Origin of the sequence: Tessaracoccus sp. MC1756 (assembly GCF_014164735.1) — a bacterium.
In the GTDB taxonomy this organism is placed as follows: Bacteria; Actinomycetota; Actinomycetes; order Propionibacteriales; family Propionibacteriaceae; genus Arachnia.
Genome location: NZ_JACJFZ010000002.1, coordinates 406,856 through 428,732, shown reverse-complemented (window position 1 = coordinate 428,732; position 21,877 = coordinate 406,856). Strand labels below are relative to the sequence as shown.

The following is a 21,877-nucleotide window of genomic DNA, read 5'->3' as shown; positions in this document are numbered from 1 at the left end:
CTCCCATAGTCTCATTGCCATGGATGCCGAAGACCTCGACCGTCGGTCTGCCTCGCTGACCGTGATCTCCCGCCTGCTGCTCGCCCCGCCTTCTGAGGACGCGCTGCGGCAGCTTCGCGACCCGGACTTACTCGCTGAATGGCCCACCCCGGAGGGAGCCGACGAGGGGTTGCGCCTGCTGGCCCGCTCCGCGGAGAGCGTGGAGGAAGTCCGGATCGATCACCAGCGACTGTTCGGGGGTGCCGGCCCGGCGAAGGCCAACCCGTTCGAATCAGTGCACCGCTCGCGGGAGGGTCTGAAGTTCGAGGCCGAGACACTGCAGGTCCGCGCGGCCTACCGTCGGCTCGGATTGCAGGCCCCTCTGCTGCACAAGGAACCCGACGACCACATCGGCCTCGAACTGGAATTCGTCGCCACCGCGTACCAGCGGGCGGCGGAGCTGCTGGATGAGGGAGAGGAGGCTGACGAGGTGCTCGCCGTGGCGCAGGACTTCATCCGGGACCACCTCCAGCAGTGGGTGCCGCAGCTGTTCGACCTCGTGGTGGAGCGCGCGGAGACGGACTTCTACCGCGGGGTCGGCCACTTGGGCGGCGCCCTACTGCGCACCCTCGGCTGAGTCAGGGTCTTCCACGACCTTCGTTGGACCGGAGCTTCATACCTGCGATGTCCGAGGCGGGACGTGGGGTGGATTCCCTGGGTGCGTGGGCCTCAATAGGTTGGTCGGCGAAACCTCTGGAAGGACACCCCATGACGCAAGCCCAGCCCGCCTCGCATCCTGCGTGCGGCACCCACCACCTCACGAAGGTCTATGGTTCCGACGACCGGCAGGTCGTCGCCGTCAACGACGTCTCGGTGAGCATCGAGCCCGGTTCCTTCACCGCCATCATGGGTCCGTCCGGCTCCGGCAAGTCCACCCTCATGCACTGCATGGCGGGCCTCGACCGTCCGACGTCCGGCTCGGTGTTCGTCGGCACCGACGACCTGGCGCGCTTGCCCGAGAAGAGCGTGACGCGCATCCGCCGCGACAAGGTGGGCTTCGTCTTCCAGAGCTTCAACCTTCTTCCCACCCTGACTGCCGAGCAGAACATTCTGCTGCCACTCGAACTGGCGGGCACGAGGGTCGACCGCCCGTTCTTCCAGCAGGTCGTCGCGTCGTTGGGGCTGGGCGACCGCCTCACCCACCGCCCGTCGCAGCTCTCCGGCGGACAGCAGCAGCGTGTCGCCATCGCCCGCGCCATGGTGACCCGGCCAGAGGTGATCTTCGCCGATGAACCCACCGGCGCGCTCGACCTGAAGACCGGTACCGCTCTGCTCGAATACCTGCAGCTCTGCTCTCAGGAGCATGGGCAGACCATCATCATGGTCACCCATGACGCGCGCGCCGCCTCGTACGCCGACCGGGCGCTGATGCTGCTCGACGGCCGCGTCGTCGCCGACATCGCCCAGCCCACCGCCGAGGGCGTCAGCTCCTTCCTGCAGCAGGCGGTGGCCTGATGTGGCGCCAAGCCGTCTCTGAACTGAGGCTTCATCCCGGCCGCTTCGTGGCCACCCTCATCGCCATCGCCATCAGCGTGGGCTTCATCGCGGCCATCTCCGTCTTCGTCAACTCCGAGCAGACGGCGCTGGGCAAGTCCAACACCATGCCGCTGGCCAATGCGGACCTCTTCGTCACGACGCTGGGCCTCGAACTGCCAGAGCTCGTCGACACCCTCGAGGGAGTCGACGGGGTGCGCGCCGTGCACGAGGTGCCGTTCGCCCAGTCCACCATCCTCAACTTCGGCGACAGGTCCGAGGTGAGCATGCTGTACAGCGTGCCGCCGGCAGACCTCCAGTGGTCTGAACTGGTCGACGGCAGGTGGCCCACCTCCGAGCAGGAGATCGTGTTGTCGCGGGCCGGGCTCGATTCGCTGGGCGCCGACATCGGCGACTCGGTCTCGCCGGACCACGATTCCGCCACCGCCTTCACCATCGTCGGCGCGACCGACGACCCCGCCTCCCTGTGGTCCACTGTCGGCTATCTGGAGTTCGGCCCGGAGTACGTGATCACCGATTACGCACTGGTCCTCGACGACGGGGCGTCCGCCGCCGACACCTTCGAGGGCGTCTCCGAGGCCGCGGCCTCCCTGGACCCCGACATCATCGTGCGCACCGCGGCCGCCGAGCGCCAGACGCAGCTCGACGACCTCACGAACCAGTTCGACATCTTCAAGTACCTCCTGCAGACCTTCGGCGTCGTCGCGCTGCTCGTGGGCATGATCACCATCGCCAACACCTTCGCCATCCTCGTGGCGCAGCGCCGTCGGCAGGTGGGCCTGCTGCGGGCCGTGGGCGCCTCGCCGGGCCAGGTGATGGGGCGAATCGTCGTGGAGTCCTTCCTACTGGGCATCGTCGGTTCTCTCCTGGGCATCGCGCTGGGCTTCGGCGTGGCCATGATCGGCGGTTCCATCACGGGCTCGCTCTACTGGGGCCTCGACGTGCGCTGGGGCGAGCTCGTCATCGCGCTGCTCGCGGGCGTTGCCGCCACCATGATCTCGGCCATCGCGCCCGCCGTCGTGGCCTCAAGGGTGAAACCGCTCGAGGCGCTGCAGGCCGTGCCGACGGAGGCCCAGGCGCGGCGGGCCGGCCTCATCCGGACCATCCTCGTGGTCGGCGCCGCGGCCATCGGCGCCTTCCTCGTCGTGATGAGCCGCATCAACACCGAATGGAGCGTGTTGTGGGCCGTGGGTGCCGGAGCGTTCCTGACGGTCGCGGTGCTCGCGGCGGCCCCGTTCTTCGTCCCGCCGCTGCTGAAGCTGCTGGGCGCCGTCTTCGGCAGGACGGGCCCGACGGCCAGACTCGCCTTCACCAACGCCGCCCGCAACCCCAAGCGCGCCGCGGCGACGGCCACCGCGCTGATGCTCGCCGTCGGGCTCATCGTAACGCTGCAGGTGGCGCTGGCGACGGCCCGCACCTCCGGCACGGAATCCATCCACGCCACGTACCCCGTCGACTTCACCGTCTCGTTCGCCGACGATGAGGTGCCGGCCGACCTCATCGAACGGCTCGAGGGCATGGAGGGTGTCGCGGGGGTGCGGACCCTGCCGGCCAAACAGTTGGACAACGACGTGGTGGCCTTCGACCGCAACGGCCTGCTGCGGGAACTCGGCAAGCGCATCGCCGAGGACGCCCATCCCCAGGACGGCGAGGTGGTCGTCTCGGAGGGGAGCCTGCTCGCCCAGGGCCAGGACACCGTGACCCTGCCCGGTGCCAACGGCGACGTGACACTGAAGGTGGTCACCGGCACCGGCCTCGAGTATTACCAGGCCTCGGTGACCACGGCCACGCTGGAGCAACTGGCGGGCGACCCCGTGGAGCGTGAGATCTGGATCACGCTCAAGGACCGCGGGGACCTGAAGGCCATCAACCAGGTGGTCAAGGTCCTCGAGACGGTGCCCGACGCCTTCTTCGGCGCGTCCGGAGCCGGGGCGATCCTGGTGCTCAACCAGGTGCTCGACGTCATGCTGATCGTGCTGACTGGCCTGTTGGGCGTGGCGATGGTGATCGCCCTGGTGGGCGTGAGCAACACACTGGGCCTGTCGGTGATCGAGCGGCAGCGGGAGTCCGCGCTGCTCCGCGCCCTCGGCATGCAACGCTCCGGCCTGCGCTGGATGTTGCTGGTGGAGGCCCTCGCCCTCGTCGGGGTGGGGGTGGTGATCGGGCTCGTGGCCGGGATGTTCTTCGGCTGGCTGGGGGTGTCGTCGACGCTCCTGATGATGCCGGGCGAGAACGTCCAGCTGCACTTCTCGATCGACGTGCTCTACACGGCCGGGCTCATCGCCGTCTGTCTGGTGGCGGCCGTCCTGGCCTCCCTGCTGCCCGGTCAGAAGGCGGCCAGCGCGCCCCCGACGGAGGCGCTGGCCGCCGACTGAGAAAGGAGCTACTCGGTGGCGACCTGCTTGCGGTAGGCCTCCGCCTCCCAGTTCTCAATGAATCGACGCTCCCGCTCGTCCAGGGCCCGCACACGGCCGAGAGCCGTGGCGGCCTGGCCGACGGTCAGCGCATCGACGTAGACCTCGAGCGCTGTCGTGGCCTGCTTCTCGTCGGTTCCCACGGCTACCACCCCCAGCCCCGGGGACACCGCGATGACCGGGTCCACCCCGTGCTTCTCCCGGTGCCGGCGGACGGCCGCGGCTGCGTCGTCGCCCTCGTTGAGCACCACGGGGAAGGACCCCGCGTACACGATCTGGTCGGGAATCAGGGGGCCCTCGTGGAGGAAGCGGGCGCCGGCTTCGGTGAGCGGGAACTGCGTGGCGATCGGGCTGGCGTCGAGCGCCGTGAACTCGGCGCCCACTGCGGCGCGGAATGCTTCGGCGACCGCGGGCAGGCTGCCGGCGGCTGCATCCACGGCCTGCTGCACCCGTCGCATGACGCGGTGACTCTCGCTGCGCACCTGGTCGGGGTCGTCGCCGGAGACGATGAGGCCGTGGTTCATGAGGAACGTGGTGGTGGGGGCGGGTCGGCCGGTGCGCTCCGTGTAGGCGGCCCGGCGTGCGGCGATCTCTCTGGCCAGCGGCAGGCCGGGGTCGACGTAGGGCACCCAGAGGACCTGGTCGCCGAACAGCCGGCGGGTCAGATCCTCGCCGTCGGCGTTGCAGGTCACCGCGTTGATGAGCAGCGGGTGGGTGTGCAGCACGAACGTGTCGTCGATGAGGGCGTGGAAGAGGATCTCCACCGACGGCCGGCGGGGCCCGTCGTCGAGCCTCGCCAGGGTGGCCAGATGGTTGACCGGGTCGCCGAGGGCGGGGTCCGGATCCGGGCTTGCGAGGGCGCCGTTGAGGACGTCGACGGCGAGCGGCACCAGATCGTCGGTGCTGAGCGTGGCCATGGAGACACCGCTGGGCTTGATCCAGAGCACGCCGCCGGACTTCACCGACGAGTTGCCGCCGCCCGCCCGGGTGAAGGCCGGGTCGGCGCCGAACTCGTTGGACAGCGTCACGATCTCACGCAACAGGCCGACGGGCCGCTCGGGGGAGGGTTGGTAGGAGGTCAGGTCGGTGGACATCATCGAGATCTTTCGCAGTTCGGAGAGGGAGCCGTGGAGCAGGCCGACGGCGCGGGCCTGGATGAGCGAGTTGCCGATGGCGGTCGCCTCGACGGGCCCGGCAAGTACGGGCAGCCCCGTGCGGTCCGCGGTCAGTTGGTTCAGGAGGGTGTTGGCAGAGCCACCGCCGACGATGACGACGCGGCGCGGCCGGCGGCCGGTCAGGTGCGCCAGTTCCGCGATCGTGTCGGCGTAGGCGGCGGCCAGGGATTCGAGGACGGAGCGGGTGAAGAAGGTGGGGTCGTCGAGACGTTCGTCGCCTCCCAGGAGCGCCTTGACCCGCGCCGGCATGTCGCCCGGAGGCAGCAGCGAGGGGTGGTTGACGTCGAACACGGGCGCGTCCGTGACGCGGCGGGCGGCCCGCGCCAGGGCGGCCGGGGAGTGACCGTGCCCCTCGGCCTCCCACTGGCGGATCGCCTCGGAGATGACCCAGAGTCCCATCACGTTCTTGAGGTAGCGCACGGTGCCGTCGACGCCGCCCTCGTTGGTGAAGTTCTTCAGCCGCGACTCGTCGGTCAACACCGGCGCCGGCAGTTCCATGCCCACCAGGGACCAGGTGCCGGACGAGATGAACACGTCGCCGTCGTCCTGCAGGGGCGCGCCCACGACGGCCGACGCCGTGTCGTGGGATCCCACCGCCACCAGTGGGATGCCGGCCGCGGGACCGTTGGTGATCGGGCCCAGCACCGTGCCGGGTTCGACGACCTCAGGGAAGATGCGGCGGGGAAGGCCGAGCCTGTCGATGAGGTCCCAGTCCCACCCGCCGGTGCGGGGGTCGAGCAGGCCGGTGGTGGAGGCGTTGGTGCGCTCGGCCACGATCCGCCCGGTCAGCCAGTGGCCCAGCAGATCCGGCAACAGGAGGAGGTGCCGGGCCTTCTCGAGGCGGCCGGACAACAGGTCGTGACCGAGTTGGTTGATGGTGTTGATGGGGAGGTCCTGGAGACCGGTGCGCGCGTAGAGCTCGTCGGGGGCGATGCGCCCGGCGATCAGTTCGCGTCCGGCGGCGGTGCGCTCGTCGCGGTAGTTGTACGGCAGGTCCAGCAGCTGGTCGTCGCCGAGCAGCCCGTAGTCCACCGCCCAGCAGTCGATGCCGACGGCCGCCACGTCACCGTGGGCGGCCGCCATCGCCAGGCCGATGCCCGCCTGGATGTCCTCGAACAGCGGGACGACGTCCAGCCGCAGCCCGTCCTCGCTGCGCCGGGCTGCAGTGGAGAAGCGGTGCACCTCGGTCAGCCGTGGGCACCCGTCGTGGAAGGTCGTGAGCACGACCCGTCCGCTGGTGGCACCCAGGTCGACCGCGATGACCGCATCCATGGGGTCAGGCCCCCCAGCTCGACTGGGCACCGCCGACGCGTTCCTCGGCGATCTGGGCGAGGTAGCCGCTGTCGGCGAAGGCCTTCATCGGGTCCGCAGGCAGCCCGCGACCCTCGCGCCACTGCGCCAGCGCAGGCCGCACGTCGGTGTAGAACGCGTCCATGAGCACGGCGTTCGCGCCCAGCACGTCTCCCGCCTGCTGTGCTGCTTCCAGCGCTGCGGTGTCGACGAGCAGGGTGCGGGCGGTCATCTCCTGCACGTTGAGCACGGAGCGGATCTGTCCCGGTACCTTGTCCTCGATGTTGTGGCACTGGTCGAGCATGAAGACCACGCCGTTCTCGGCGTCGAATCCGCCGCCCCGCTTGACCTCCCACAGGATGCGGAAGAGCTGGAACGGGTCCGCGGCTCCGACGATGAGGTCGTCGTCGGCGTAGAAGCGTGAGTTGAAGTCGAACGACCCCAGCTTCCCGAGGCGCAGCAACTGGGCGACGATGAACTCGATATTGGTGCCCGGGGCGTGGTGGCCGGTGTCGAGGCAGACGAAGGCGCGCTCACCGAGGGCGGAGACATGGGCGTACGAGGTGCCCCAGTCCGGCACATCGGTGTGGTAGAACGACGGCTCGAAGAACTTGTACTCCAGCACGAGGCGCTGGTTCTCGCCGATGTGCCGGTAGATCTCCGCGAGGGAATCGGCCAGCCAGTCCTGGCGGCGGCGCAGGTCGCCCTGGCCTGGGTAGTTGGTCCCGTCGGCCAGCCAGATCTTGAGGTCCTGGGAGCCGGTCTGGTTCATCACCTCGATGCAGTCGAGGTGATGCTCGATGGCGCGACGACGGACGCCCGCGTCGTGGTGCGCGAGGCTGCCGAACTTGTACTCGTCGTCCTGGAAGGTGTTGGAGTTGATGGTGCCGATGCCGACACCGAGGTCCTCGGCGTACTCCAGCAGGCCCATCCAGTCGTCGACCTTGTCCCAGGGGTAGTGGAGGGAGACCTTGGGCGCGAGGCCGGTGTACTTCTGTACCTGCGCCGCGTCGGCCAGCTTCTCGTGGACGTTGCGGGGGGTCCCGGGGGTGCCGAACACCCGGAACCTGGTGCCTGAGTTGCCGTAGGCCCACGACGGAACCTCGATGGCCTGCGCTGCCAGTTGCGCGCTGATGCTGTCGTCGAACATGGGCCGCCTCCTTGCGGTTGTGCGATCATTTAAACGGTTCAATTGAAACGATACAATTAGATCTGACAGTGGTCAAGCCAGTGCCGAGGTGATGGGTGGGGGTAGGGAGCCGGGGGCCCCGCGAACGGGACCCCCGGACGTGGAGTGCAGGCGCGCGGCCCGCTGTGCTTCGATCAGAAGTCGAAGTCGGCGATGTTGTCGGCGTTGAACACGAAGGGGTCGCCCAGCAGGACGACGCCGTCGGCGCCGACCTCGTAGCTGCCCAAGCGGCCGGCTTCGAAGGAGTCGCCCTCCGCGCCGGTGATGTCGCCGTTGACGAGGGCGCCTGCCGCGTGGGCGGCGAGGTAGCCCAGGTCGCCCGGGTTCCACAGCGCGAAGGCGGTCACGGTGCCGTCCTCGACGTACTCACGCATCTGGTTGGGGGTGCCAAGACCGGTGAGCGCGACCTTGCCCTTGTACTGCGAGGTCGACAGGTAGCGGGCCGCCGCGGCGATACCGACGGTGGTGGGGGAGACGATGCCCTTGAGTTCGGGGTAGGTCTGCAGGAGGGCCGCGGTGCGGTCGAACGAGGTCTGGTCGTCGTCGTCGCCGTAGACGACCTCGACGAGCTCGATGTCGGGGTGGCTGGCCTCGAGCTCTTCCTTCATCATCTCGATCCAGGCGTTCTGGTTCGTGGCGTTGGCGGACGCGGAGAGGATCGCGATCTGGCCGGCGTCGCCGATCTGCTCGGCCACGAGGTCGACCTGGACGCGGGCGATGCCCTCGGCGTCGGCCTGGTTGATGAACAGGTCACGGCACTCGGGGTTGGTGTCCGAGTCGAACGTGACAACCTTCACGCCGGCGCTGCGGGCCTCGTCGAGGGCGTCGCAGATGGCGCTGGGGTCGTTGGCCGAGACCACCAGGGCACCGGTTCCCTGCTGGGCGGCGGTCTGGATGAAGCTCACCTGGGAGGTGGGGCTGGCCTCGGTGGGGCCGATCTCGCTGAACGTGCCGCCGAGCTCCTCGACGGCTTCCTTGCCGCCGGTGCTGGAGGTGTCGAAGTAGGGGTTACCCAGGTTCTTGGGTAGGAAGGTGATGGTGAGGTCTCCGCCGGCGTTGTCGGCGGGTGCCGACTGGGCGGCGCTGTCAGCGGTGGTTGGCTCGGCACCATCGTCGGTGGTGCCGGTGCCACACCCGGTGAACAGGAGGGCGGCTGCGGCCGCGAGTGCAGCCGAACGGAACGCGAAGCGCGTCTTACGAAGTCCAAACATCATTGTTACCTTTCGTCATGGACTGCTTGTTGGATGGTTGGTGAAGATTGTGAAGTGGTGATCCGGTTGCTCTGCTCATGGGGTGGTAGCTCGGGCGCTGGCCACCCCCTGACGTCTGCCGACCGCAGCGGCCCGCCTGGTGTGAACCCAGGCCAGGAAGCTCGACGAGACCACGGAGAAGATGAGCAGCAGGCCGGTGATCACGTTGATCACGTCGCTGGTGACGTTGGCCAGCCGCAGCGCGCTGGCCACCACGCCGATCAGCAGCACGCCGGCGATGACTCCGTGCAGGCCGCCTCGGCCACCGAAGATCGAGACCCCGCCCAGCAGGACGGCCGCGATGATCTGGAGTTCCATGCCCAGGGCGTTGTCGCCGCGGGCGTTGGAGTAGAGCAGCGTGAAGTAGACGCCGGCGAACGCGGACACGGCGCCGCTGGCGATGAACAGCAGGAACTTGGTGCGGCCCACATCGATGCCGGAGAAGGCGGCGGCCTCCTTGTTGAGGCCGATCGCGTACAGGGAACGGCCGAACGGGGTGAAGTGCAGCACCACGGCGAACCCGATGGCCAGGAGCACGAAAGCCACCATGATCAGCGGAATGGGCGTGCCGGGTATGTTGGCCCGCGCCATGCTCGTCCAGTTCTCGGGGAAGTCCGTGATGGCGGTGGTGCCGAGCAGGCCGACGGCGATGCCGCGGTAGAGCGCGAGCGTGCCGATAGTGACGGCGAGCGAGGGGAGGCCGACGAACGTGATGAGGAAGCCGTTGAACATGCCTGCCACCGCGCCCGCCAGCACTGCGATGAGGGCGGCGAGCAGGAACGGCAGGCCCGCCTGGGTGAGTAGGCCGGTGAGCACACTGGCCAGACCGACGATGCTCGCCACCGACAGGTCGATCTCCTCGGTGATGATGATCAGCGTCATCGGCAACGCGATGAGGAGGATCGGGGCCACTTCACGGAGGAGGAAGGTGACGGTCAGCGGGCCGCTGAAGTTCGGCACGGCGACGAAGGAGACCAAGTAGACCAGCAGGAGGATCGCGATGATCGCGCCTTCCCTGGTGAGCAGGAGGCGACGCCACAGCGGCCGCGTGTGGTTGGCGTAGGTACGGATGCCGGGGGCGGCGACTGCGGTGCTCACGGCTTCTCCTCTCGTTGGGCGACCAGCTTGCGGCTCCGGCGCACGGCCAGAACCCGGTCGAGGACGATGGCGCCGATGATGAGGGTGCCCACGACGGCGCGCTGCCAGAAGTCGTCGATGCCCAGGATCGGCAGGGCCCGGTTGATGGTCATGAGCAGGAATGCGCCGAGCGCCGCACCCCAGAGGGTTCCGATGCCGCCGGCGATGGCTACGCCGCCGATGACGGCTGCGCCGATCGCCTGCAGTTCCCAACCGGTGCCCGCCGCGGAGCTGACCGTGCCGTAACGCGCGGCGTACAACACCCCAGCCAGACCGGACAGGGCGCCGGAGAGCACGAATGCGCTCACGAGCCGGCGGGTGACCCGGAGGCCGTAGAGGTGCGCGGCCGGCGCGTCGGAGCCGATGGCGTACAACTCTCGACCCCCGCGCATGTTCCGCAGGTACCAGGCGGCCAGCACCAGCACGACGACGGCGATGATGGTCAACGTCGGGATGCCCAGGATCTGGTCGGTGCCGAGCGAGCGGAAGTCGCGGGGGAGGTCTGAGGCGTTGATGCGGCTGCTGCCCGCCCACGAGACGTTGAGGCCGCGGTAGATGTACATCGTGCCGAGCGTGATGACCAGCGCGGGGACCCGGGCGAACGCGATGAGGGCGCCGTTGATGGCCCCGAGCAGGGCACCGAACAGCAGCCCGGCCAGGATCACGACGACGATCGGGATGCCCTCGACGTCGATGAACAGGCGGCCAGTCATGTAGGCGGTGAGGCCCACGACCGACGACACGGACAGGTCGATGTTGCCCGTGATGATGACCACGGCCTGGCCGACCGCCACCAACAGGAGGAGGGAGGGCGTGAGGAGGAGGTCACGGAAGCCGTCGGGGGAGAAGAGGAAGGTGGGGTTGGTCAGCGTCGCCGCGGCGATCACCAGCAGCAGGGCGAGCAGGATGCCCAGCTCGCGGGCCGACGCGACGTACTTGACGAAGCGGGCGGCGCTACTGGTGCCGGGGCGCGGAATCGTCGTGGCGGTCATCGAACTGTCTCCAACTGGGCGGTGGCGGCATGGAGGACGGCCTCCGGGGTGGCTTCGTCGCGGCTGAACTCGCCGGTCAGGCTGCCTTCCCGCATGACCAGCACGCGGTCGGACATGCCCAGCACCTCGGGCAGTTCGGACGAGATCATCAGGATGGCGATGCCCTGCTGCGCGAGGGTGCTGATGAGGCGGTGGACCTCGGCCTTCGTGCCGACGTCGATGCCGCGGGTGGGCTCGTCGACGATCAGCACCGACGGCTCGGTGGCGAGCCACTTGCCGAGGACGACCTTCTGTTGGTTGCCGCCGGACAGCGTGCCCGTCTCGGTGTCGAGCGCCGAGGTCTTGACCTCGAGCCGGCTCGCCCAGATCTCCGCGGCCCTGTTCTCCAGGCCGGTCCAGATCAGGCCCCACTTAGCCAACCGGGAACGGATGCTCAGGGTGATGTTGCGCGCGACGCTGTCGTCGAGGACGAGGCCCTGCCTGCGCCGGTCCTCGGGCACGAGCGCGATGCCGCGCGCCGTCGACAGCCGGGGGTTCCCGCCGGGGAGGTGTCTGCCGTGCAACTGCACCGAGCCGGACTCGTAGCGGTCGACGCCGAAGATGGCCCGGGCCACCTCGCTGCGACCGGCGCCGACGAGTCCCGCGAGCCCGACGATCTCGCCGGAGCGGATGGAGAACGAGATGTCGCGGAAGACGCCCGTGCGCGTCAGCCCTTTCACCTCCAAGGCGACCTCACCGATCTCGGCGGGCAGCTTGGGGAACATCTCTGTGACGTCGCGGCCCACCATGAGGGAGACGAGTTGGTCGACGCTGGTGTCCTCGATGGAGAGGGTGTCGATGTAGGAGCCGTCGCGCATCACGGTGACGGTGTCGCTCAGGGCGAACACCTCGTCGAAGCGGTGCGAGATGAACAGCAACGCGCGGCCCTCGTCGCGGAGGCTGCGTGCCACCGCGAAGAGACGGTCGACCTCGACGCCCGAGAGGGCGGCGGTGGGCTCGTCCATGATGAGGACCTGCGCATCGAGCGAGATGGCCTTGGCGATCTCGATCAGTTGCTGGTCCGCGATCGACAGGCCTTCGACGACACGGTCAGGGTCGAGGGCGACACCCAGCCGCTCGAAGATCGCGATGGCCTCCCGTCGCATGCTCCGACGGTCGACGCGCCCCAGGCGGTCGGTGGGCTGGCGGCCCATGAAGATGTTCTCCGTGACGGAGAGGTCGGGGAAGAGGGTGGGCTCCTGGTAGATCACCGCGATGCCGGCGGCCTTCGACTGCGCGGTGCTCGTGAAGTCGACGCTCTTGCCGTGGAGTTCCACCTCGCCCGAGTCTCGCCGGTACAGGCCGGCGATGATCTTGACCAGGGTGGACTTGCCGGCCCCGTTCTCGCCGATCAGTGCGTGGATCGAGTTGCGGTGCATCGTGAGGCTGCCGGACCGCAGCGCCACCACATGCCCGAACGACTTGAACACCCTGTCCAGCCTCAGCGCTGGTGTGGGCGTTCTCACCTCGTCCTTCATGTAGCCTCCCCATCGAGGTCGTGAGATGAAACGATTCATTCCCTTGTGTTGCACACTATAAGGACGCTCTCGGCCTCAGGTCAAGCGCGTGGTGGATGGTGATTGAATCGTTATACGGGCCGGTTGGTGGCGGCCCCCTGGACGGGGCTGCGGGGGGCGTCCGCGGCGTCAGTGACGGCCTTCAGGCAGGGGTGCCCAGCGTGGACCGCCGGGCCACGAGTTCAGGCTTGAGGAGCACCCAGCGGTGGGTGTGGCTGTCGCCGTCGGTGATCTCGTCGTCCAGGAGTTCGATGGCCTTGCGGCCCATCTCGGCGCTGGGTTGACGGATGGACGACAGCGGCACGACGGCGTCCCTGCAGAAGTCGACGTCGTCGTAGCCGATCAGCGCGACATCCTCGGGCACCCGCAGCGAGCGCGACATGACGAGGGCCTGGAGTGCGCCGATGGCGAGCAGGTCGTTCATGGCGAAGATGGCCTCGGGCAGCGTGGCGCGCTCCGCGATCTCCATCGCGGCGTCGCGCCCGGCCAAGATGCTCATTTCTTCGGGCGCGAGGTACTCGATCTCGACGCCGGCAGTTTCGCCGGCGGCCTGCTGGGCGCCCGCAAGGCGTCGCCCCACCTGCCGGAAGTGTTCCGGCCCGCCGAGGATGGTGATCCGGCGTCGACCCAGGTCGATGAGGTGCCTGACCGCCAGGTAGCCACCGTGGAAGTCGTCGGCCGCCACGGCGCAGAAGCCCTCGTCGCGTTCGACCGCGTCCACCAGCACGACGCGGGTGCCGCGCTGGGCGACGCTGCGCTGGACGTCGAGATCCGACGAGACGGGCGTCACGAGGATGCCGCGGGCGCGCTGCTGCTCGAACTGTGACAGATAGAACTGTTCCTTCGAGTGGCGACGGTGGGAGTTGGCGATGAACAGGCCGAGGCCGCGCTCCTCAGCAGCGTCCTCGGCCTCGAGCGCGATGGTGCCGTAGAAGGGGTTCTGGGTGTCGACGACCACGAGGCCCACCGCGCGGCTGGTACCGGCTTTCAGTTGCCGCGCGGCATCGTTGGGCACATAGCCCAGTTCTTCGATGGCCTTCTCGACCTTCTCGCGGCTGCTGGGTGACACCACATCCGGCCGGTTCATGACGTTCGAGACCGTGCCGACCGACACGCCGGCTGCGCGGGCGACGTCCTTGATGCCCACGCCGGAGCCGTGCCTCGTCATCTTGTCCACCCCTCTATGCTATCCATGCAATGAAGCGTTTCAGGCTCTCGGAGAGCCGTGTTGATCCAGGATGTGCCCATGCCCATGCGACGCCACTGTTTCCAACTCCAGGTACGGCCTGACCGGCTCGACGAATACAAGGAGCGCCACGCGGCCGTCTGGCCGGAGATGCTCCGTGCCCTCAAAGACTCCGGGTGGCACAACTACTCCCTGTTCCTCCGGCCGGACGGTCTGCTCATCGGGTACGTCGAATCCGAGGACCTGGGGGCGGCTCAACGCGCCATGGCCAAGACCGAGGTCAACGGCCGGTGGCAGGCCCAGATGGCCGAGTTCTTCGTCGACTTGGATGCCGCCCCGGACGAGAGCTTTTTCGAACTGGAGGAGGTCTTCAATCTCGAGGAGCAACTGGGTCGCCTGTGAGGAGCGCCAGGTTGGCCGCTGAGTGATTTCCTGCAGCCCGAAGGCGTGAGGTAGGCTTGCCGGGTTGCCTGGCGAGGGACTCATGCGGGTCCGTCATCGACTAGCTCGCTTCTCGCTCGGCGCCTGCATGCGCACCATTCATCTGAGAGCTTGAGGAGTTCACCCCATGGCTGCTGACGCCCAACTGTCCGCCACCACCCGCACCGAGTTCGGCAAGGGCGCTGCCCGTCGACTCCGCCGCGAGGGTGGCACCCCCGCTGTCCTTTACGGCCACGGCATGGATCCCGTCCACCTGGCGCTGCCCGCGCAGGAGACCTACCTCGCGCTGCGTACCTCCAACGCACTGCTCGAGATCTCGATCGACGGCGACAAGAAGCCCTCGCTCGCGCTCGTCAAGCAGATCCAGCGTGACCCGATCCGTCCCCTGATCGACCACGTCGACCTCCTGCTGGTGAAGGCCGGCGAGAAGGTCGAGGTCGAGGTGCTGCTGGTCCTCGTCGGCGAGGCCGAGCGCGGCACGCTGATCAACCAGGACCTCACCACGCTGACCGTCCTCGCGCCGGCCACCGACATCCCCACGGAGCTCCACGTATCACTCGACGGCCTCGTCATCGGCGACCAGATCCTGGTCTCCGACGTCAAGTTGCCTGAGGGCGTCGAGGCGACCGGTGACCCCGATGCGCTCGTCCTGTCCGTCAACGCGCCCGTCGTCGAGTCCGAGTCTGAAGAGACCGCCGACGAAGAGGTCGCTGAGGGCGACGACTCCGCGGAGTGACCAGTTCCACCTTTCTCGTGGTCGGGCTCGGGAACCCGGGCCCGGCCTACGAGATCACCCGGCACAACGTCGGGTTCTGGGCCGTAGCGGATCTCGCAGACCGCTACGGCTCCTCCTTTTCGCTGAACTCGCGCCAGAAGGCTGAGATTGCGACGGTGAGCCTCCGCTGTCCGGAACCGGTCAAGCTGGTCCTGGTCCGCCCCACCACGTACATGAACCTGTCCGGCGTGGCCGTCAGGTCCATCGCCACGTTCCACAAGATCGAGCCGGGCCACATCATCGCGATCCACGACGAGCTCGACCTCGACGCTGGGCGCCTGCGCGTGAAGCTGGGCGGCGGCGACAACGGCCACAACGGCCTGAAGTCGATGCGTCAGCACCTCGGCACCGGCGACTTCTACCGGGTGCGCGTCGGGATCGGGCGCCCGCCCGGCCGCCAGTCCGCTGCGGATTACGTGCTCGCCAAGCTGAAGCCGAAGGAACTCGACGAGATGCGTGTCGACGCGGCGGTGGCCGCTGACGTCGTGGAGTCGCTCGTGCGCGACGGCCTGGTCGTCACCCAGAACAAGTTCAACTCGTAAAGCACGCCCACCCCACCGTCGCCCGGCCGGAACCCGTGAGCAATTGGATGGGGTCACCGACGCTTTAGGATGTTTTTCTCGGCGTGTCGCGCCGTGACCCCATCCAATTGCTCACGGCGCCGCCCCGGACCGGGGCCGGGTGGCGTGGAAGGATTGACACCGTGAAGTATCCAGGCCTCCTCCAGGCTCTCGAGGCATCCGAGGGATTCCAGTACACGCTCGCCGACGCCCGGCGCTCCGGAGTCACCACCCTCGATGTCACCACCGTCGGATCGTTCTTCCCGTTCCTGACCTCCGCCATCGCGGAGGAGAGCGGCCGGACCGTGCTGCTCATCACATCCACCTACCGCGAGGCCGAGCAGCTCACCAGCGAGCTCGCGGGCCACCTGGGTGAAGATGCCGTCGAGTACTACCCCGCCTGGGAGACGCTGCCGCACGAGCGGCTGTCGCCCCGTGCAGACACTGCCGGCCGCCGGCTCGCCGTGCTCCGCCGCCTCGCCGGGCACGACGAGGAACCCGCACCCAAGGTCGTCGTGGCCCCGGTGCGTTCCGTCCTGCAGCCGCAGGTCAAGGGCCTGGCGGACATGGCGCCGGTGCGGATCGCGGTGGGGGAGACCTACGAGCTGGGCACGCTGCTGGCGGATCTCGCCGGCGCGGCCTACAACCGGGTCGACATGGTGGAGCGACGCGGCGAGTTCGCCGTCCGTGGCGGCATCGTCGACATCTTCCCGCCCACCGCTGACCACCCTGTGCGCGTCGACTTCTTCGGCGACGAGGTCGACGAGATCCGCTACTTCACCGTCGCGGACCAGCGCTCCACCGGCGACACCGCCACCGTCGTCGTCGCGCCTCCCTGCCGCGAACTGCTCCTGACGACGGCGGTGCGCAACCGGGCCAAGAGGCTCGCCGCCGCCCACCCCGAACTGGCCGACATGCTCACCCGCATCGGCGAGGGCCAGGCCGTGGAGGGCATGGAGGCGCTCATCCCGGTGCTCGTCGAAGGCCTGGAACTGCTCGTCGACGTGCTGCCGAAGGGCTCGCTGATCCTCGCCGCGTCGCCGGAGTTGATCCGCACCCGCGCCGCCGAACTAGTTGCCACCAGCCAGGAGTTCCTCGAGGCCTCCTGGGCGGCGGCCGCAGGCGGGGGCAGCTCGCCCATCGACCTCGGCGCCTCCGCCTACTGGGCCCTGGGCGACGTCCGCCAGCATGCGCTGGAGTCCGGCCACCGCTGGTGGTCGCTGTCGCCCTTCATGGCCGCCCCCGGCGCCGAAGAGGACGGCCCCGCCGTCCCCGAAGCCGCCTCGGTGCACTCCCGTTCGCTCGACATCACCGCCGGTGAGGGTTTCCGCGGCGACACCGACGCCGCCGTCACCCACATCAGGACGCGCCTGGCCGACGGTTGGAAGGTCGTGCTCACCGTCGAGGGCCAGGGCCTGGCCACCCGCCTCGTGGAACTGTTGGGCGAGGCGGGGATCGCCGCCTCGATCGACGACCTGGCTGAGGCTCCGGCGGCGGGCCGGGTCACCGTCGTGCTCTCGCCGCAGCGGCACGGCTGGCGCGCCGGAGGGCCGAAGCTGGAGGTCATCACCGCCGGCGAACTGACCGGCCAGGTCGAGCTGGACAGGTCCGAACGCAAGCTTCCCCAGCGCCGCAAGCCCACCATCCAGCCGCTCGAACTCAAGGCCGGCGACCCCGTCGTGCACGAGCAGCACGGCGTCGGCCGGTTCGTGGAACTGGTCCAGCGCACCGTGCAGGGCAACACCCGCGACTACCTCGTCATCGAATACGCCGCCAGCAAGCGCGGCCACCCGGGAGACCGGCTGTTCGTGCCGATGGACCAGCTCGACCAGCTGAGTCGCTACGTCGGCGCCGAGGCGCCCGCGCTCGACAAGATGGGTGGGGCCGATTGGACCAAGCGCAAGGCCAAGGCCCGCAAGGCGGTGCGCGAGATCTCCGCCGAGCTCATCAAGCTCTACGCCGCCCGCCAGGCCACCAAGGGCCACGCATTCGGCCCCGACACCACCTGGCAGCGCGAGTTGGAGGATGCCTTCAGCTACGTCGAGACCCATGATCAGCTCTCCGCCATCACCGAGGTCAAGCACGACATGGAGCAGCTCGTGCCCATGGACCGCCTCATCTGTGGCGACGTCGGCTTCGGCAAGACGGAGATCGCCGTGCGCGCCGCATTCAAGGCTGTCCAGGACGGCAAGCAGGTGGCCGTCCTGGTGCCCACCACGCTGCTGGTCACCCAGCACTACCAGACGTTCGCGTCCCGCTTCGCCGGTTTCCCCGTGCAGTTGGCCCAGCTGTCACGCTTCCAGAGCGACGCGGAGGCCAAGAAGGTCGTCGACGGCCTGGCCACCGGCCGCATCGACGTGGTGATCGGCACGCACCGCCTCCTCGGCAAGGAGATCCAGTTCAAGGACCTTGGGCTGGTGGTGATCGACGAGGAGCAGCGCTTCGGCGTCGAACACAAGGAGCGACTCAAGTCCATGCGGGTCAACGTCGACGTGCTGTCCATGTCGGCCACGCCCATCCCGCGCACGCTCGAGATCGCCATCACCGGCATCCGCGAGATGAGTGTCATCGCCACCCCGCCCGAGGAACGCCACCCGGTGCTCACGTTCGCCGGCCCCTACGACGACGGGCAGGTGAAGGCCGCCATCCGCCGTGAGTTGGCGCGCGAGGGCCAGGTGTTCTTCGTGCACAACCGCGTCGGCACCATCGAGAAGACCGCCGCGCACCTGCGGGAGTTGGTGCCCGAGGCGCGCATCTCCACGGCGCACGGCCAGATGAACGAACACCGGCTCGAAGCGGTGATGCAGGACTTCTGGGAGCGTCGCACCGACGTGCTGGTCTGCACCACGATCGTCGAATCGGGCCTGAACATCCAGAGCGCCAACACCCTCATCATCGACAGCGCCGACAAGATGGGCCTGTCGCAGCTGCATCAGCTGCGCGGCCGCGTCGGGCGCTCCAGGGAACGCGGCTACGCCTACTTCCTCTACCCGGCGGACAAGTCGCTCAGCGAGGCCTCGCACGAACGGCTCGCCACCATGGCGGCCAACACCGAGCTGGGCTCGGGCATGGCCATCGCCATGCGCGACCTCGAACTCCGCGGTGCCGGCAACCTCCTGGGTGAGGACCAGTCCGGCCATATCGAGGGCGTCGGGTTCGACATGTACCTGCGCATGGTCGGCGAGGCCGTGGCCAACTGGCGCGGCGTGGACACGGAGCCGGAGCCGACGATGCGGGTGGAGATCCCCGTCGACGCGCATCTCCCGGACGACTACATCACCTCGGAGCGGCTGCGCCTGGAGATGTACAAACAGATCGCCGAGATCCGCACCGCGGCAGACATCGACGCCGTGCGCGCCGAACTCCTCGACCGCTACGGCGAGCTGCCGCCCCCCGTCGAGCAACTGCTCGGCGTGGCGGCCCTGCGCAACCTCGCCCGGGAGCACGGGATCCAGGAGATCGTGCCGCAGGGCAAGGTGATCCGCCTCTCGCCGTTGTCGCTGCCGGAATCGAAGCAGTTGCGCCTGAACCGCCTGTACCCGGGCTCAGTGATCAAGTCGTCCAACGAACAGATCCTCGTGCCGAAACCGGATGGCGACCACCTCACCTGGGTCACCACGCTGCTGACCCAACTGTTCGCCTGAGCCTCGAGGCGCAGGGCCGGTCGGCTTCGGGACCGCGGGTGGGCCTGCGGTAGGCTGAGCGAGGTGCCTGTGCACCCCGAAGTTCGAGAGGACCCAGATGAAGTTCAAGCGTCTCGCGCCTGCCCTCGCCGCCGTCGCCGCCGTCGGCCTCCTGGCTGGCTGCAGCCCCACGGCCGGCACCGCGTTGGTCGTGGACGGCAACCGGTACACGGAGAGTGAGGTCACCCAGATCGTCGACGGTTGCGCCGAGGCGCTGCAGGTGACGCCGGACCAGCTGCGTCGCCAGGGTGTCGTCGGCACGCTGCTCCTGGGCGGCCTGTTCGACTCCTTCGGTGCTGAAATCTCCGAGGAGGACCTCCGCGCCGCCGGTGCGCAGAACGCGCAGGGCTCGGAGCAGCTCTTCTCGGTGGAGGACTGCAAGCCCCTGGCCCTCGCCAACGTCAAGACCACCATGCTCGGCCAGCTCGAGCCGCAGTTCGTCGAGGAGGCAGCCAACAAGCTCGACGTGCAGCTCAACCCGCGCTACGGCAAGTGGGAGCCTTGGACGCAGCAGCTGCTCAACACGTCGGGCTCGCTGTCGGAACCGGTCGTCGCGATCCAGTGACCTCCGAGCTGGAGCGCCTGCGCCAGGTGATGGCGGAACTACGGGTGAAATGCCCGTGGGACGCCGAACAGACCCACCGCTCACTGCTCAACCACCTCATCGAAGAGGCCTGTGAGGTGGTGGACGCGGTTGAGGCCGGGTCAGACACCGAACTGGTGGAGGAGCTCGGCGACCTCCTCCTGCAGGTGTACTTCCACGCCCAGATCGCCACGGACGAGGGCCGCTTCACGCTCGACGACGTGGCCCGGGGCATCTCGGACAAACTCGTCAGCCGCCACCCCCACGTGTTCGGCGATGCGGAGATCCCGCAGGACATGTGGCAGAACTGGGAGGAGCGCAAGCGTGCCGAGAAGGGCCGCACCTCCGCCCTCGACGGCATCGCCGAATCGCTGAGTGTGATCGGCCGGGCCCACAAGGTGGTCTCGCGCACACGTTCGCACGCAGTGCCCATCGAGCTGCCTTCCGAACCCATCGACGAGGACACCGTCGGGCGGGAGATCCTCGCGCTCATCGCGCGGGCCCAGGCCAACGGGATCGACGCGGACGCCGCCGCCCGGCAGGCGCTCCGCGACCTGGAAGCCCAGATCCGGGCCACTGAACCGACCACCCATCAATAGGGCCTGAGTCCGGCTGCCCCGGCGCGGGAGACCGAACCGGTTACAGCTAGGCTTGGGCCCGAGAGACGACTCTTTGAAAGGGACCTTAAATGGCATCCATCGAATTCATCCAGGCACGCGAGATTCTCGACTCCCGCGGCAACCCGACGATCGAGGTCGAGGTCGAGCTCGAGTCGGGCGCGCAGGGTCGCGCCGCTGTCCCGTCGGGTGCCTCCACCGGCGCCTTCGAAGCCGTTGAGCTTCGCGACGGCGACAAGGGCCGCTACGGAGGCAAGGGCGTCCTCACGGCCGTGAAGAACGCCACCGAGGTCATCGGCGAGGAGATCCTCGGCCTCGACGCCACGGAGCAGCGCATCGTCGACATGGCGATGCTGGAACTCGACGGCACGGACAACAAGGCCAAGCTGGGTGCCAACGCCATCCTCGGCGTCTCCCTCGCCGTGGCGCACGCCGCCGCTGAGGAGTCCGGCCTGCCGCTGTACAAGTACGTCGGTGGCCCCAACGCGCACATCCTCCCCGTCCCCATGATGAACATCCTCAACGGTGGGTCGCACGCAGACTCCAACGTTGACATCCAGGAGTTCATGATCGCTCCGATCGGCGCAGAGTCGTTCGCGGAGGCCGTCGAAATGGGCGCCGCCGTCTACCACTCGCTCAAGGCTGTCCTCAAGGAGCGCGGGCTCAACACCGGCCTCGGCGACGAGGGTGGCTTCGCCCCGAACCTGGACTCCAACCGCGCCGCGCTCGACCTGATCGTCGACGCCATCCGCAAGGCCGGGTTCGAGCCCGGTTCGGACATCGCGCTTGCGCTCGACGTGGCCGCCTCGGAGTTCTTCGAGGACGGCTCGTACGTCTTCGAGGGCGAGAAGAAGACCGCCGAGCAGATGGTCGACTACTACGCCGAACTCGTCGACGCCTACCCGATGGTCTCCATCGAGGATCCGCTGAACGAAGAGGACTGGGACGGCTGGAAGCTCATGACCGAGCGTCTGGGCAGCAAGGTCCAGCTCGTCGGCGACGACCTGTTCGTCACCAACGTCACCCGCCTCCAGCGCGGCATCGACACCGACACCGCGAACGCGCTGCTGGTGAAGGTCAACCAGATCGGTTCGCTGTCGGAGACCATCGACGCTGTGGACCTGGCCCACCGCAACGGCTTCCGCACCATGATGTCGCACCGTTCCGGTGAGACCGAGGACACCACCATCGCAGACCTCGCCGTTGCGCTGGGCTGTGGCCAGATCAAGTCCGGCGCCCCGGCCCGTACGGACCGCGTCGCCAAGTACAACCAGCTGCTGCGCATCGAGGAGGACCTCGACGAGGCCGCTGTCTACGCCGGTCGCTCGGCGTTCCCCCGCTTCCAGGGCTGATCACCTGAAGTGACACAAGGGCCCCGGAGTAGCGCAGGCAGCTACTCCGGGGCCCTTTGTCTTGGGGCACACGCGAGTCGATTCCGGTGCCTGCAAGGACATGCGGCAGACTGGGCGGGTGGCTCAATCACCCCGATCCAGGCA

Annotated in this window: 17 protein-coding genes; 10 read left to right on the top strand and 7 right to left on the bottom strand. The window is 68.4% G+C overall.

All coding sequences use genetic code 11. The features are described 5' to 3' along the window. The first annotated feature begins 19 nt into the window (after positions 1–19). Genes H5393_RS07390 through H5393_RS07380 form a run of 3 tightly spaced genes read left to right on the top strand, consistent with a single transcriptional unit; the run spans position 20 to position 3,908 of the window. Positions 20–616: a molecular chaperone gene (locus tag H5393_RS07390; RefSeq protein WP_182766110.1), complete on the top strand. Its 597-nt coding sequence runs from the start codon at positions 20–22 to the stop codon at positions 614–616. A 47-nt stretch (positions 617–663) separates the two neighbouring features. After that, entirely contained in the window at positions 664–1,494 is an 831-nt protein-coding gene (locus tag H5393_RS07385; protein ID WP_370585949.1) for an ABC transporter ATP-binding protein, read from the top strand. Beyond that, entirely contained in the window at positions 1,494–3,908 is a 2,415-nt protein-coding gene (locus H5393_RS07380; RefSeq protein ID WP_182766108.1) for an ABC transporter permease, read from the top strand. The genes H5393_RS07385 and H5393_RS07380 overlap by 1 nt, the downstream gene beginning before the upstream one ends. A gap of 8 nt (positions 3,909–3,916) precedes the next feature. On the opposite strand, the gene H5393_RS07375 is transcribed toward H5393_RS07380, so the two are convergent. The 7 genes from H5393_RS07375 to H5393_RS07345 form a co-directional block, all read right to left on the bottom strand. Further along, positions 3,917–6,394: an FGGY-family carbohydrate kinase gene (locus H5393_RS07375; protein WP_182766107.1), complete on the bottom strand. Its 2,478-nt coding sequence runs from the start codon at positions 6,392–6,394 to the stop codon at positions 3,917–3,919. 4 nt (positions 6,395–6,398) lie between these two features. After that, positions 6,399–7,562 carry an L-rhamnose isomerase gene (rhaI, locus tag H5393_RS07370; protein WP_182766106.1) on the bottom strand — a complete coding sequence of 388 codons (1,164 nt, stop codon included), beginning with the start codon at positions 7,560–7,562 and terminating at the stop codon, positions 6,399–6,401. A gap of 173 nt (positions 7,563–7,735) precedes the next feature. After that, the gene (gene rhaS, locus H5393_RS07365; RefSeq protein ID WP_182766105.1) at positions 7,736–8,812 is read right to left on the bottom strand and encodes a rhamnose ABC transporter substrate-binding protein; all 1,077 of its coding nucleotides are present in this window, start codon (positions 8,810–8,812) and stop codon (positions 7,736–7,738) included. Between the two features lie 75 nt (positions 8,813–8,887). Continuing rightward, complete coding sequence (locus tag H5393_RS07360; protein WP_182766104.1) at positions 8,888–9,949, bottom strand: ABC transporter permease; 1,062 nt, start codon at positions 9,947–9,949, stop codon at positions 8,888–8,890. Then, positions 9,946–10,980 (bottom strand): ABC transporter permease, encoded by a 1,035-nt coding sequence (locus H5393_RS07355; RefSeq protein ID WP_182766103.1) that lies wholly within the window; start codon positions 10,978–10,980, stop codon positions 9,946–9,948. Before H5393_RS07355 ends, H5393_RS07360 begins: the two co-directional genes overlap by 4 nt. Then, positions 10,977–12,497 (bottom strand): sugar ABC transporter ATP-binding protein, encoded by a 1,521-nt coding sequence (locus H5393_RS07350; protein WP_182766102.1) that lies wholly within the window; start codon positions 12,495–12,497, stop codon positions 10,977–10,979. Before H5393_RS07350 ends, H5393_RS07355 begins: the two co-directional genes overlap by 4 nt. Before the next feature lie 181 nt (positions 12,498–12,678). Further along, positions 12,679–13,704, bottom strand: coding sequence for a LacI family DNA-binding transcriptional regulator (locus H5393_RS07345; RefSeq protein WP_182766389.1), 1,026 nt, complete (start codon positions 13,702–13,704; stop codon positions 12,679–12,681). 78 nt (positions 13,705–13,782) lie between these two features. Between H5393_RS07345 and H5393_RS07340 the strand changes: the two genes are divergently transcribed. The 7 genes from H5393_RS07340 (at position 13,783) to eno (ending at position 21,733) form a co-directional block, all read left to right on the top strand. Then, positions 13,783–14,124 (top strand): L-rhamnose mutarotase, encoded by a 342-nt coding sequence (locus tag H5393_RS07340; RefSeq protein WP_255436357.1) that lies wholly within the window; start codon positions 13,783–13,785, stop codon positions 14,122–14,124. A 166-nt stretch (positions 14,125–14,290) separates the two neighbouring features. Further along, entirely contained in the window at positions 14,291–14,899 is a 609-nt protein-coding gene (locus H5393_RS07335; RefSeq protein ID WP_182766101.1) for a 50S ribosomal protein L25/general stress protein Ctc, read from the top strand. Continuing rightward, positions 14,896–15,480 (top strand): aminoacyl-tRNA hydrolase, encoded by a 585-nt coding sequence (gene pth, locus H5393_RS07330; RefSeq protein ID WP_182766100.1) that lies wholly within the window; start codon positions 14,896–14,898, stop codon positions 15,478–15,480. The genes H5393_RS07335 and pth overlap by 4 nt, the downstream gene beginning before the upstream one ends. 161 nt (positions 15,481–15,641) lie before the next feature. Next, on the top strand, positions 15,642–19,142 hold the full coding sequence (gene mfd / locus H5393_RS07325) for a transcription-repair coupling factor (protein ID WP_182766099.1): 3,501 nt from the start codon (positions 15,642–15,644) through the stop codon (positions 19,140–19,142). A gap of 97 nt (positions 19,143–19,239) precedes the next feature. Further along, positions 19,240–19,746 carry a hypothetical protein gene (locus H5393_RS07320; RefSeq protein ID WP_182766098.1) on the top strand — a complete coding sequence of 169 codons (507 nt, stop codon included), beginning with the start codon at positions 19,240–19,242 and terminating at the stop codon, positions 19,744–19,746. A gap of 29 nt (positions 19,747–19,775) precedes the next feature. Then, positions 19,776–20,363 carry a MazG family protein gene (locus H5393_RS07315; RefSeq protein WP_182766387.1) on the top strand — a complete coding sequence of 196 codons (588 nt, stop codon included), beginning with the start codon at positions 19,776–19,778 and terminating at the stop codon, positions 20,361–20,363. Between the two features lie 89 nt (positions 20,364–20,452). After that, positions 20,453–21,733, top strand: coding sequence for a phosphopyruvate hydratase (gene eno, locus H5393_RS07310; RefSeq protein WP_076059980.1), 1,281 nt, complete (start codon positions 20,453–20,455; stop codon positions 21,731–21,733). Positions 21,734–21,877: the final 144 nt, after the last annotated feature.